Here is a 13133-nt window from a genome sequence, read left to right as displayed (position 1 = left end):
TTTGATCGCTTTTAACTTTGTGCTTTGGCGATAAAGCAAATTTGTACAATCGAATAAGTGAGTGCTCTTTTACAGTGGAAAACCAATGTAACGAGAACTAGAAAAAATGGATAACAACACAATGGATAAACGTACGCAGTTATGGAAAGGCGTTATGGCAGCGATGCCGTTAAGTATTGCCGTCATACCGTGGGGCATATTAGCGGGCTCGTATGCGATAGATGCTGGACTGAATCAGCTTCAAGCACAAGCGATGTCGGCTATTCTCTTTGCTGGCTCTGCACAACTTGTCGCTGCGGGTATGTTCAAAGCGGGTATTGGTTTAGGCACCATGTTGTTGACCACACTGTTCATCACCTCAAGGCACTTTCTGTACAGCGTATCGATGCGTGACAAAATCAGCCATCTTCCTGCGCGTTGGCGCCTATTACTTGGATTTTGGCTCACCGATGAGCTGTTCGCGATTTGTAGTGGGCAGTCTCAGAAAGAATTTAATCGTTGGTACGCTGCGGGTGTAGGTGGTGGTTTTTACCTCGTTTGGAATATCGCGAGCTTCGTTGGCATTGTCGCGGGAAGCCAAATTCCTTCACTCAATGAAATTGGGCTCGATTTCGCGGTCGCAGCAACCTTTATCGCCTTGGTGTTCCCATTAATCCGAACTCTACCCGTCGTAGTGTGTGTGGTGGTTTCATTGGTCACTTCGGTTGCCATGTCGGTTAACAATATTGAGGGCGGGCTAATGATTGCAGCGATTGCCGGTATGTTAGCGGGCTTTATCAGCGAATCGTTCCAAGAGCGAAACAACGGCAACAAGACAATTGTGGAGGAGAAATAGAGATGATTTGGTTAACGATATTACTCATGACTGCGATTGTTTTCTTTAGTCGGTACCTGTTTCTAGAGCCAGCAATCCCGCTTCGATTAAATCAAACCACGCGTCGCCTGTTACGCTATTCAAGCCCAGCTGTGCTTACCGCAATTTGGGGGCCGATTGTATTTGCACCAGAGCAGACATTTTGGCCAAGCCTTGAAAACCCATACTTGATAGGCGCGCTGGTCACAGGTCTGTTGATTTGGAAAACAGGCAATGTGCTGTTAACGATTGGAGTCAGTATGGCCGTGTTTTTGTTCTATAACTTAGTCGCAGTTGATTACCTTTTCTCTTGAGCTTCTACTTAGGTTTTATGTTTCTCCCATGATTTAAGGGCTGTATAGATATGATTACTTGTTATGTTCGATATGTGATTGATCCTAAGAAAACAAAGGAGTTCGAAACCTACGCTAAAATGTGGATTCCTTTGGTCGCTAAATTTGGTGGCCAACACAATGGTTATTTCTTGCCGTCGGAAGGGGCGAGCAATATTGCTTTGGCGCTGTTTACCTTTGAAAGCTTGGCTGCCTATGAAGAGTATCGGATTAAATCGCTGAGCGATGCTGAGTGTATTAAAGCGTTTGAATTTGCAGATGAAGTTGATTGCATCGTGAGTTATGAGCGAAGCTTTTTTAGACCTGTTTTTGACTGATTGACCTTGCAACGTATGACATGGTGGCATCTAATGTACCGATTCACTGTTTGTGTTTTAAGGTTCTGGTAAGGAGTTAGTTTGGCTAAGAAATATTATGTGGTTTGGAAAGGTCGTACACCGGGTATTTTTACCACTTGGAATGAGTGTAAATCGCAAGTTGATGGTTTTGCTGGCGCGCGATACAAATCGTTTCCAACATTAGGCGAGGCTGAATCTGCTTTCGGTGGTAAAACGTCGTCTGCGTCAGGTTCTTCGGCTACAAAGCCAAGCTCTGCGGGTAAGGCGACTAAAGCGAAGGTTCCGCCTCTCTCTCAACAACAAATCACTGATATGCCTTTTGATATCAAGATCTTTACTGATGGCGGTTGTGAGCCAAACCCAGGTGAAGCCGGTACAGGTTTAGCGGTGTACCTGAACAACGATTTAACTGAGTTGTGGTATGGTCTTTACCAACCAATGGGTACTAACAATACCGCAGAGCTACAAGGTTTGAAGCAAGCATTTATAATTGCAAAAGAGAAACTGCAAGCCGGCTTGTCTGTTGCAATTTATAGTGATTCAAAATACTCGATTGACTGTATTACTAAGTGGGTAACGGGTTGGGAGAAAAAAGGTTGGACGAAGTCGGGTGGTGAAATCAAAAACCTCGATATCATCAAGCCAGCTTATGCGATGTACCAAGAGCTCGCTTCTCAAATCACTATCCACCATGTTAACGGTCACGTTGGTATTGAAGGTAATGAACTTGCAGATCGAATGTCTATCGTTGCGATTGCTTCTAAAGAACAAGATCTGAATCGATATACAGAGACAGACGATCTTACTGAGATATTAGCGTTGCGAGCGGGTTAAGAAAGCTCGGCGAGCTGTTTTTTAATCACGGAAGCAAGTCTAGCCCAGCGTAGGGCGAGTTTTATCCAAACTCATACCATATTAAGCGTTACAGTGCGCATCAATGTAACGCTATGGTTTGTGTCTTTCTCTTCTAATTTTTAGTTTCTAATTCATTTCACATCTATCTGCGTGTTTTTAGATAGTCTTAAACTGGGTTTTCTATCCAATGAGACAGTTGTTGAGCTTGTTTAAGAGAGTTAAATCGCTTCTCTACTCGGGTTCTTGCCATCATCCCCATTTCTGTTTTGTCCTCGCTACTTAATTGCGCAAAACGCTCTATGCTTTCTCTTAACTCTTCGACGTTTTTTTCATTCACTAAAAATCCGGTGTCAGATGTGACAATTTCCTTACAGCCCATTATGTTGGTTGTAATCACGGGAGTCCCGACTGCCATGGCTTCTTTTAGTACTAACGGTCCAGTATCGACACAACCTGTTTCTGAAAAGCAGAAAGGAGCGACTAAACAATCGTAGCTCGGTAAGTGCTCTTTTACCCACCCATGAGGCTTTGAACCAAGAAAGCTGACATTTCGAGTTAGCCCTTGTTGTTCGACTTGCGCTTTTAACTGGGACTCTAGATCTCCAGTACCGACGATATCGAGATGAATGTCGAGAGGCTCAGCTATGGGTGCTAAGGCATCAATGAGAAAGTGGATACCTTTTTGTTCAACTAATCTTCCAAGGAAAACAAAGCGAAGCTGCTTGGTTTCGGTCTTTGGGTGTAGTTGAAATTGCTTGGTATTTACACCGCAATGCAGGAGCTTAATATTACCTTTTGCCATGTGATTAAAGTCGGTGAGCATGTCTTTACAGACCGCGACCACAAAATCGCTCGATGTAATCTTATGTTCAATATCGTAAGCGAATTCGTAAACATCATGGCCATGGGCGACAAACGAGCAAGTGATGTTGAGAAGCTTAGCGGCGACAATAGCGTGGGCAGTGGTGTGTTGGCAGAAGTGAGCATGGACATGGTTAACGTCTTTTTCTGCGAGTTGTAAAGCCAACTTAAATCCATAAGCGAAAAGTGACTTCTTCGGCATGCTAGTCTGCTTAGATACAAACGAAAGCGCTTTGACAACACCCACCCAGTTGATGCTAGTTATCTTGCCCGCCCGAACATCCTTGCCAATTTTCACGATGTCATAGTCGAAAGCTTTTTCACTTTCTTCTACTTCGAATGCCATTACGCATACCTGATGCCCACACGCTTTCACGGAGTCGACTTCTGTCTGAATGAATGTCTCGCTCAGTACAGGGTAGGTAGGCGCTATAAATGCTACTTTTTTCATTTTTTGCTCCTTTTACTGGCCACTAAAATGGATTAAGCAAGATACGAACCAAGATGAAAGAGTATTTTTTCGGCGCTTCTTAATGGTTTTCTCAAAATGGCATTCAAATTGGAGATTTGAGTATTTCTGCAGGCAGCGCTTGGTCGTCATTTTGCGAACAAGCACGTAGGCTGCTGATATAAAGCCAGTTTAATAGTGAGGAATGCTCGGCACAGGATATGCAGAAGTAGCTGTACAACGTATAAATTCGAGAGCGTCACTATGGCTAAAGTTAGTATTGTTATTCCTACTTATAATTGTTTGGACTATCTTCCGAAGGCAATCGGCAGCGTACTCAAACAGACTCATCAAGATATCGAATTAATCATTATTGACGATAACAGCAATGATGGAACATCAACTTATCTCGCATCCATACACGACGAACGTATAGTTAAAATAGCGACTCTGGGTGTAGGTGCACCTCAAGCCAGAAACCTAGGGATCGAAAAGGCGACCGGTGAATTCATCGCTTTTTTAGATGCCGACGATTTCTGGTATCCAGAGAAAATCGAGCGACAGATCGAGTTCCATCAACGAAACCCTGAGTTGGCGATGAGTTTTACCAATTACGAACATCTCACTGAAGACTACCAAGTGATTATTGACTGCTTTAGCTATTGGTCACAGTTCCAAGAGAAAGATGAGTTGTTCTTCAATATTGAAAAGCCACTAGAGTTCATTATTGAAAACAACGTGATTGGTACATCGACAGTGATGGTTAGAGCTGATGTGTTCTCTCAAACAGACAGTTTTAATGCTGATATAAAGTATGGGGAAGATTGGGAGTTGTGGCTTCGACTCAGTGAGAATCATCAGATTGGTGTGCTGAATTCAGTGCAGGTTGGTTATTTAATGAGGTCGAGTTCTGTCACTCAAACTGAAAGCTTCAAATTGAGGAATTTGCAGTCTATAGAGACTATTCTTCAGCGTTACCAAAATGGCAGTGAACGTTGGAACCTGCCTTCTTCTAGCTTTAAAATCGCAAAGGCGAGAATACTAGAAGGCTACGCTGACTATTATCGAAGTCTACACCACAACAAACAGGCGGTTGCTTATAGCTTTCGATCTTTGGTTATGGCCCCTCAAAAGCGAACGTTACGACACCTAATCGGTGACTGTAAGAGTTTCCTAACACCCGCATGGTAAGGAACAGGTGATTGCTATGGGGTCTTTAAAACAGTCAGCCTATTACGCCATTGGTATTGTGATGATGAAAGGAATATCACTAGTGATGATTCCTTACATTACTCACAAAATGACGCTAGCAGAATACGGTTCTCTAGAAGCGATTGTTTTGTTAGCCGATATTGGAACGATATTGTTTAGCTTTGGTATCGTTGAGGCAATGTACCGTTATGTGGGCGTGGCTGATGGCGATGAAAAACGGGAACTCATCTCGAACTGTTTTACGTTAAGTGTTTTGGTGTGTGTACTAGGAGGGCTATTAATTGCGCTCAGTATGCCGTTGTTACTCTTAATGTTGCCCGTCGAATTTCAACCCTACCAAATTTTACTACTGCTTATTCCTACGATGCTTGATGGGGCAATCTCTATTCCTCTTACCCTAATGCGAATGAACGCGATGGCGAAGCGATTCTGCCTGCTTAATGTATTGAAAGCGGGTGTTCAAGCCTTCATGACTTTTGCGTTGCTTGAGGCCGGATATGGTATTGATGGTGTGTTGATTTCGGCTGCAGTCTCTAGTGTGCTGCTAATGATCTGTTTAGTCCGCTATCAATGGCAAGAGATGGGAACATTTGGTTGTTTTAAATACTCCACTAAGATCTTGAAGTTTGGGTTACCCGCTTTGGTCGGGGGGGCATCAATGTACATGATCACGGGTTTAGATCGTTGGGTCATGGCAAGTTTCGTTGGAGTCGAAGAGCTGGCGATTTATGCAGTCAGTGGTAAATTTGCGTTGATTCTTGGATTGTTATTACAACCCTATGCACTTTGGTGGTTCCCAAACCGTGTCGCCATTCTTCAACAAACAGGCGGCAGTAAACATTGTGCTGATAAAGCCTTAGTCGGCGTTAATTTTGCCATCGTATTGGGTGCTTTGATGATTCTAACTGTTCCAGGTTTTATCGCTCTAATTTTGCCTAGTAGCTATCAATATGCGGGTACGATTGTTGTCGCATTACTTGCCATTAGTGTTATCAAGAACGCAGGTGACTATTTGAATCTTGGCTGTTTCAGTGGAAACTCAAGTCAATCACAAATGTGGATTCAAGGCGGATGCGCGATCTTAGCCGCTATTGGTTATGTCACCGTAACGCCCATTTATGGCGTGTGGGGTGTTATTGTTGTTCTCTGTGGCACTTACATATTGCGATTACTACTTTTATATTTCGTTAGTCAAACAATGGAGCCGTTACCCTATCAGCACAGTAAGTGGATTGTAGCGCTCAGTATTGCGGTAGTTGCGGTCACTTGTGATCGATTGCTCGGATTGGTGCTCGTTGATGTTCATGACTTTATTTTAGGAAGCTTTGTGGCAGTGATGACGCTTGTGGCCTTTATTAAATACTCGGTCATCATGATCCCTCAGGCGGTACTTGATAGGTTCACGTCAAACAAACATTCACAGGTAAGTTGATATTACCTCCTATTCAGAACTCGAATGTTTCTAAGTCAGTGAATCAAAAGTCTTAGAAATTTTAAATAAAACACTGTTCATAATGTTTATGATTAGATAGTATTTATAAGTTTGATGAATATTAACTATGGAAAGAATTATGAATAAGTGGATTGTACTTTCAGCTCTGTTTTCGACCTTCTCTTACGGTGCTTTAGACCTTTCTAACTCTGATTTATCAGCAGGAGGCTTTGATGTACCAGAAGCCATCTCGTTGGAACAACAAAACATCGTATGTGAAAGTGTTGTTTGTAATTCTGTCTCTGAACCTAAATCTGTTCCGGTTGTTGGCGACGTACCTGAACGCGAGCCGAATCAAACGTTAGAAACTCTCGCGAGTGCGATTTATATCGTCGGCGAGATTGGGGTTGCGGAAAACCTGTCGACTCCAGAATACGAGCAATTCTTCGAAAACTAATTCAAGGGGGTGGCAGAGTATTGGCACAGCTTTCAAGTGTTACTATAAAAGATTTCAAATGCTGTTATAAAAGGTAATATTGCGTTAAACGATTCAATAACCTTGGCATATTGTAACTAGGAAGCACCCAATGGAAATATGGAAGTTACTGCTGTTTATCCCTGCCTGTTTTGCGCTCAACATGACGCCGGGCCCAAATAATCTATTGTCGATGAACAACGCTCGCTGTTATGGATTTCAAGCTGCTTTAGTTGCTGGGTTAGGAAGAATTGCTGCCTTTTCTGGCATGATCGCGTTAGCTGCATCGGGCTTAGCCGTTGTGCTTTATACTTCTGAAACCTTGTTCTTTCTCATCAAGCTGTTTGGCGCCATGTATTTATTGTGGATTGCGTTTAACTTATGGCGCTCACAAACTAGCCCAGTCGCGGATATTGAACGAAATAAGGATTGGTTTGGTCTTGTTAAGCAAGAGTTCGCGCTCGCGGCGGGCAATCCAAAAGCGATACTCATTTTTACTGCATTCCTTCCTCAATTTGTCGATGTCACCGCTAATGTAAACACGCAATTCTTCATCCTCGGAAGCACATTCTTAGTATTAGAAATGCTCGCGATTTCTATCTATGCCGCTTTTGGCTTATATCTACGAAATTGGTTTTCAAAACCTCAAATGGCCAAGCGCTTCAATAAAGCCTGCTCGGTGTTTCTTGCTCTATCTGGTGCGAATCTACTGATCAGCCGACAGTAGCTAATGAAGATTTCAAAAGGTAAAAAAGACTATAGCAATATGATACGAACAGACGTTCTTTCTCATTGGCTAAAATACGAAACTGATGTTTCATTAGCGGAGGTTACTTTCGGTGCAACTAATTCTGTCTATAAGGTTGGGTCTACACCCGCTTTATTTTTACGAAAGTACCGGACTAGCGATGTTAACCGTATAAAGAATGAGCATGAATTGTTGCTATTCTTATCTCAGAAAATCTTAAGTATCGTTAAGCCATGTCTTACCTCTGATGGTAAAAGCTTTGTTAAGTTTGGATCTGAATACTATGCGTTATTTCCGGAGGCTCACGGCTCGTTGATCGATAAACATGCTTTGACGACCAATCACGCATATGAAGCTGGTATTACCCTCGCGAAGCTCCATCAACAGTTGAGTCATTGTCCTCGAACTAAGTTTTCAAATGAGGCGTTTCCAGTTGTCCAACTGTCATGGAATCGAGAGGTATGGTTACAGCGTCTTGATAAGATCATTTACCTTATTGAATCGAAAAGTGAGCAAGGCACCGAGAACGACTGGGCATTGCAAAGAGCTAAACAGAAACGTCACTTTTTATCTAGCGGTCAAAGCATTCACTCTTACGAGACTAAGACAGAAAGAGCACTCATTCATGGGGATTACCACCACTTTAATCTCTTCTTTGACGAACGCTCAAGGGTGAGTGGAATTATTGATTGGGACTTGATTCAATATATGCCACCAGCCTATGAAATTGCTCGTGCTTGCATGTATATGTTTGATATGGAGGTTAAGAAGTCGGTCGAATTCATTAACGGGTACTTATCTATTAACGAGCTTACACGAGATAGTTTTATCGATGGTGCTCGTGCATGGGGTATTTTTGCTGACCACCACATATGGGCTTTAGAAGAGGTGTACGTGAAACAGAACTTAGCCGCTCAAAAATTCATTCCTCATAAGGAATTTGAACCTTTTGAACAGCAATGGTCATTAATTGAGTCTGCACTTTTTAAATAAGTCTGTTTTTAGATAGCTAGCCCTATACGTTATTTGTTTCACTTTATTATGCGAGGACACTCAATGAGCACCAAAGATCTATCTAAAATGGGGTCTGCTCGAGTTTCATTGGGAGAGTGTAATGGTGAACCTTGTATTCGAAAGCAAGGTGCTGGTGGCGTAGAGATTTCCTTTTACCAATGTGCTGCAAAACAACTATTTGGTGTGCATAGCCCTGAGTTACTGGCTGTTGAAGGCGATAACCTATTTATCGAATACATTCCTCGTTCTTTGAACTTACCCGAACTTCAAGCCACGGCTGATGTGTATCAGCAACTCTCTTGTATTCATCAATCTCAATATGTGCCTAGTTTTAAAGTCAAAGAGCATTGTTGGACAGCGAGTGATACGAGTACTGCTTTAGCATCTCTGAAATTACCTCAAGTAACCCAAGACGGTTTGCTGTGCATTCAGCAATTGAGTAGCGATCTTTTTAAGCATCAAACTTTGGTTTCTGGTGATGCGAACGAGGGCAATTGGGGGAGAAGAGATAATGGACAGTTGGTCCTATTTGATTGGGAGCGTTTTGGTTTTGGTAGCCCCGCGATAGATTTGGCACCACTCGTTTCGCGAATGGGTTCCTTGTCTGATTATGAGCGCATTGTTGATCAGTACCTTTGCCATAACACCTTGATTCCTCGTGAAGATTTAATAAAGCAATTGATCATCGCGAAAAGCTGGATCGTAGTCGAAGTCACGAATATATTAGTCACGCGTAACAACCCTGAAGCTTCGAAATACATCAATTGGTTTAGAGAGCAATTGCCAACTTGGCTGGCTTCAGTTGAAGGCAGATTGTAGCTGAAGGGCGGTTGTAGTTAATCTATAAAGGTCTATCTATGAATATTGTCTGTGCGGAAAAACAAGAACTGGCTGATATCTACCAGCTTGAACGTGCTTTGTTTGGCGACCACGCCTATCCGCAGTTTTTCTTCCGTCAGGCCTTTGATTGCTGGGGGAAGGGCTTGCTGGTGGCGAAACAGGATTCGCAAGTTGCGGGTTATGTGTTGATGACACCAACAGACAAGCCACAAGAATATTGGATTTTGTCACTGGCCGTTGATGGTCAATTTCGAGGTATGGGAGTGGGACGTTCGTTGATGGATCAGGCGATCACAACGCTGCCTAAAGAATCCAAGGTGTTGCTTACCGTTGATCCAAATAATGCGTCGGCTTGTGCGCTTTATGTGTCTATGGGTTTTGTCACTATCAAAGAAGAGTCGAACTATTTTGGCGATGATGAGCCAAGGTTTGTGATGCAGCTCATCGTCTAGTTTCTTGCTAACGTTGTTTATTCAAAGGCGCACACCTTAATTAAAGGTTCACAGACCTAGGTCAACATCACGATACCGTGCATCAACACCACGCTAGAAGTTAGCCGAGTTCTCATATCAAAGTAGCCATCCGGGCCTTCGCTTTGGTTTTCTTCTCTCATCGACCTTTCCGCCCGCCAAACCGCAATATAGCCGATGATAAGAATCAGGGTGGTGAGAAACTCTTTTTGTTCCCCAAGTAGCACCGCTACCCACGCGACTAACACAATCACGTTACTTAGAACCAGAGCCTTGTTGCTCGATTGGCTTTCGAAGTTCTCTATCCCATTGCCCCACAAGATACCCGACAAAAAACTCAAGATAACCACACTGTAGGTGATGAAGAGCGTCTCGCCGCTGAGGCCTAGGAATTGGCTTTCGGTCAGAGACAGTAATAGGCCAAATAGAAACGGGATTAGCCCCATGTAACCTAGCTTGGCCATGGTGTTGCGGGTTTGAGTTGTCGCCATGTATTCAGATCTCATAACTGCTGCTCAATTGCATTTTTGAGTGTCGCACTTACTGGTGATGTCGAGCTAGGGAAGGTTGCTACCACTTTACCTTCTTTATTGATCAAGAATTTGTAGAAGTTCCACTTGGGTGTGACACCTGCTTGCTGCTGTATTTCTGCAAACACAGGATTGGCGCTACTGCCAGATAATGTGGCTCTCGCCATCATAGGGAAGGTAACACCGTAGTCGAGATAACAGACTTTAGCTGATTTCTCTTCGCTTCCTTTGTCTTGGCGGAAATCATTGCTTGGAAATCCGACAACCGTGAAGCCTTGATCTTTATAGGTTTGATGCAGTTGCTCTAGCTGTTTAAATTGTGGTGTGAAGCCACATTGGCTGGCTGTGTTCACGACCAAAAGGGTTTTGCCTTGAAACTCTTCACACAGCTCTATCTCTTCGTTCGAATTTAACAAACGTTGCTTGCCGTTGAGTATCTCAGGGCAACTTGCTGCAAAAGCGATAGAGCTCGTTAGGCTTGTAATCAGGGCGGTGGAGCAAAGCAGTGAAGGTTTCATAGGTTTGGCTCATTTTAGTTGGCGTAACTGTTAGTACTCTTGCGCAGCAGGAAATGATCACTCTGCTAATCACTAATCACTAATCACTAATCACTAATCACTAATCGTCACTATTTATGAACAAATCAAGTGTCATCGCTGATGAGATACGGAGCGACCAAACGACTTATGTTCACCCTTGCGTCAAGGCGAGCGGCTAACAGATACATGCCACCGATTTTACGGTGTAAGAATAGGGCGTCTGCTGGTGGCGTGTGCCAATACTCTTGTTCCATGCTGAGTATAGTTCCGGCTTCGCGTAGCTTTTGAGCGAGTCCACTGGCTTTAAAATCGTACTCTTCGTCGACCAACATAGGTTCACACGCCATTGTCACTAAGTTGAGAATGGCTTGGCGCTGATCGGGGAGAATCGTCTCGCTAAAGAACCCAATCTGCTCTAGCGCTTTGTTGAGGCCTTGTTCATCGTGATTAATCACAGAGGTAAAAGCCAAGCGATAGCCATCACTGAAGCGGTCGCTGTATTCACGGGTTGCTCCAAAATCTAACAGCCCAATCTGGCGCGTGTTTTCAACGTAAAGGTAGTTGGCGAAGTTGGGGTCGGTCTGCACCATCTTAAAGTCGAACAATTCTCTGAACATGAGTCCGAGCAAGCTGCGCATGACAAAATTACGAGTACTTTGATCGTAACCTTCTATTTTCTCTATCGAGACGCCTTCAATGAAGTCCATCGCGAGCACTGACTCTGAAGACATTTGAGGGTGAATCTTAGGTACAACGAAGTGAGCGTGTTCTTTCAGTGCATGATAGTAACGAGTCGCGTAGTCAGCTTCGCGAGCATAATCTGCTTCATCATGGAGCTGTTTCTTTGCTTCTTCTAATAAGCTTTTGTAATCGACAGACTTGGGTATTAAACCAACGATGTTAAGCAATGTACCTACGTTGTCCACATCACTGTCGATGCTTTTTCGAATGCCTGGATATTGGACTTTGATGGCAAGTTTGTCTCCCGCATCACTGTAGGCTTGGTGAACTTGCCCGATGGACGCACTGGCGATAGGTTTAAAGTTGAAGGAAAGGAATTCGGCTTTCCAGTTGATGCCGAGTGAGCTTTCTAACACTTGGTTGAGCTGCTTTGTTGGTAGTGGGTCGGCGTCTGAGCGCAGGCGAGAAAGAATGTCGGCGAGTTCCGGTTCGAGGACATCGCCCGCGTCCATTGATAACATCTGCCCAAGCTTCATGGCAGCACCGCGCAGGTGGGCGAGTTGATCAGTCAGGCGTGCAATGTTCTGCGGGGTGAGTAATAAGTCTTTTGCTTTGGGCCTGTTGCCTTGTGCGAGTTGCTTGGTACCTTCCGTTATCACATTGCCCGCGACTCTTGTTGCCAGTGAGGCAAACTTGCTGAATCTTGAAATACGATGTGTAGGAAGGTTTCTCTCTTTTGCCGACATAAAGGTTCTCTCTGGGAATCAAGGTTCACTACAAAGTTCTATCAATCATTACACAACCCAATGTTTTGTTGTGCTAACTTGTCTGTGGAGTAGTAAACAAAATAATAAGGACAAAACATGAAGTTTATTTGGTTGAAAGTGGCCGTCACTGTATTGGTATTCGCAGCCCTGTTTGGCATTGTTTATTACAAAGTCGCCAGCGGTATATCTTAATTCCAATGCAATTTAGTACAGCTATTTAGTGCAGCTGCTTCCATTGCAGCGCGACTTTCCGGTTAACCAGAACGAGACTTTATATCGGTTCTTGGCAAATCGTAAATAACACCAATCTGCCACTGGCTTGAATATCGCCCAGCGCAATGGAGCATATAGCCAACCTTTTCCTACTAAGCGCCACGCTTGGTAGGTCACGTCTAAACCCAACAACAGTTTTCCGTTCTCGTCTAAAGCATGCAAAATGGTATTGGCTGCGTCAGCATCTATCTGCGGGTAGTTTGAAAACGCTTCACTGTAGATATCGATGGTTTGAATCTTATTCTCGGTATCATGCTTGGCAAGTGCCGCCATCTCTTTTGCGCACAATGGACATGTCCCATCGTAAAATATCGTTAATGCAGTCATTGTTTTCCTTACCCTTTTCGTCAATACCAATCTATACGACATCACCAATTAGGTGGATCATTCTGCCCAGTTATCCGACACTGTCATTATGAGAACTATTTTACAGTATCATCTAGA

General features: G+C 43.6%; 16 protein-coding genes. 11 read left to right on the top strand and 5 right to left on the bottom strand.

Annotated elements, in window-relative coordinates; translation table 11 throughout:
* The first annotated feature begins 106 nt into the window (after positions 1-106).
* The 4 genes from OCV36_RS11045 to OCV36_RS11030 all read left to right on the top strand — a co-directional run bounded on the left by OCV36_RS11045 (position 107) and on the right by OCV36_RS11030 (position 2378).
* Positions 107-835 (top strand): AzlC family ABC transporter permease, encoded by a 729-nt coding sequence (locus tag OCV36_RS11045; RefSeq protein ID WP_135458976.1) that lies wholly within the window; start codon positions 107-109, stop codon positions 833-835.
* A 2-nt stretch (positions 836-837) separates the two neighbouring features.
* A complete protein-coding gene (locus OCV36_RS11040; protein ID WP_108208910.1) occupies positions 838-1167 on the top strand; it encodes an AzlD domain-containing protein in 330 nt (109 codons plus the stop codon).
* A gap of 50 nt (positions 1168-1217) precedes the next feature.
* Positions 1218-1523: an NIPSNAP family protein gene (locus tag OCV36_RS11035; protein ID WP_029189615.1), complete on the top strand. Its 306-nt coding sequence runs from the start codon at positions 1218-1220 to the stop codon at positions 1521-1523.
* Between the two features lie 81 nt (positions 1524-1604).
* Positions 1605-2378: a ribonuclease H1 domain-containing protein gene (locus OCV36_RS11030; RefSeq protein ID WP_135458974.1), complete on the top strand. Its 774-nt coding sequence runs from the start codon at positions 1605-1607 to the stop codon at positions 2376-2378.
* 187 nt (positions 2379-2565) lie between these two features.
* Here the strand turns inward: OCV36_RS11030 and OCV36_RS11025 are convergent, their stop codons facing one another.
* Positions 2566-3711: a glycosyltransferase gene (locus OCV36_RS11025; protein WP_016785723.1), complete on the bottom strand. Its 1146-nt coding sequence runs from the start codon at positions 3709-3711 to the stop codon at positions 2566-2568.
* Positions 3712-3972: 261 nt separating this feature from the next.
* Here OCV36_RS11025 and OCV36_RS11020 point away from each other — a divergent pair, with 261 nt between their 5' ends.
* The 7 genes from OCV36_RS11020 to OCV36_RS10990 all read left to right on the top strand — a co-directional run bounded on the left by OCV36_RS11020 (position 3973) and on the right by OCV36_RS10990 (position 9881).
* Positions 3973-4899 (top strand): glycosyltransferase family 2 protein, encoded by a 927-nt coding sequence (locus OCV36_RS11020; protein WP_016785722.1) that lies wholly within the window; start codon positions 3973-3975, stop codon positions 4897-4899.
* A 16-nt stretch (positions 4900-4915) separates the two neighbouring features.
* Positions 4916-6352, top strand: coding sequence for a lipopolysaccharide biosynthesis protein (locus OCV36_RS11015; RefSeq protein ID WP_065205632.1), 1437 nt, complete (start codon positions 4916-4918; stop codon positions 6350-6352).
* A 139-nt stretch (positions 6353-6491) separates the two neighbouring features.
* On the top strand, positions 6492-6809 hold the full coding sequence (locus OCV36_RS11010) for a hypothetical protein (RefSeq protein ID WP_135458972.1): 318 nt from the start codon (positions 6492-6494) through the stop codon (positions 6807-6809).
* 130 nt (positions 6810-6939) lie between these two features.
* Entirely contained in the window at positions 6940-7554 is a 615-nt protein-coding gene (locus OCV36_RS11005) for a LysE family translocator (RefSeq protein WP_135458970.1), read from the top strand.
* A 3-nt stretch (positions 7555-7557) separates the two neighbouring features.
* Positions 7558-8568, top strand: a complete 1011-nt coding sequence (locus OCV36_RS11000) for a phosphotransferase enzyme family protein (RefSeq protein WP_245300944.1) — start codon at positions 7558-7560, stop codon at positions 8566-8568.
* Positions 8569-8631: 63 nt separating this feature from the next.
* Positions 8632-9408: a phosphotransferase family protein gene (locus OCV36_RS10995; protein WP_135458968.1), complete on the top strand. Its 777-nt coding sequence runs from the start codon at positions 8632-8634 to the stop codon at positions 9406-9408.
* A gap of 38 nt (positions 9409-9446) precedes the next feature.
* Positions 9447-9881 carry a GNAT family N-acetyltransferase gene (locus OCV36_RS10990; protein WP_135458966.1) on the top strand — a complete coding sequence of 145 codons (435 nt, stop codon included), beginning with the start codon at positions 9447-9449 and terminating at the stop codon, positions 9879-9881.
* Positions 9882-9937: 56 nt separating this feature from the next.
* Here OCV36_RS10990 and OCV36_RS10985 read toward each other — a convergent pair whose 3' ends face one another.
* The 4 genes from OCV36_RS10985 to OCV36_RS10970 form a co-directional block, all read right to left on the bottom strand.
* Positions 9938-10405 (bottom strand): DUF3429 domain-containing protein, encoded by a 468-nt coding sequence (locus tag OCV36_RS10985; RefSeq protein WP_135458964.1) that lies wholly within the window; start codon positions 10403-10405, stop codon positions 9938-9940.
* Positions 10402-10947, bottom strand: a complete 546-nt coding sequence (locus tag OCV36_RS10980; protein WP_135458962.1) for a glutathione peroxidase — start codon at positions 10945-10947, stop codon at positions 10402-10404. The genes OCV36_RS10985 and OCV36_RS10980 overlap by 4 nt, the downstream gene beginning before the upstream one ends.
* A gap of 125 nt (positions 10948-11072) precedes the next feature.
* On the bottom strand, positions 11073-12395 hold the full coding sequence (locus OCV36_RS10975) for an ABC1 kinase family protein (protein WP_135458960.1): 1323 nt from the start codon (positions 12393-12395) through the stop codon (positions 11073-11075).
* Between the two features lie 234 nt (positions 12396-12629).
* The gene (locus OCV36_RS10970) at positions 12630-13016 is read right to left on the bottom strand and encodes a thiol-disulfide oxidoreductase DCC family protein (RefSeq protein ID WP_135458958.1); all 387 of its coding nucleotides are present in this window, start codon (positions 13014-13016) and stop codon (positions 12630-12632) included.
* Between the last annotated feature and the right edge of the window lie 117 nt (positions 13017-13133).

The sequence above is a fragment of the Vibrio echinoideorum genome (genome assembly GCF_024347455.1).
GTDB classification, from domain to species: domain Bacteria; phylum Pseudomonadota; class Gammaproteobacteria; order Enterobacterales; family Vibrionaceae; genus Vibrio; species Vibrio echinoideorum.
The sequence above is the reverse complement of the archived record's forward strand: the minus strand, read 5'-3'. Positions and strand labels throughout refer to the sequence as shown.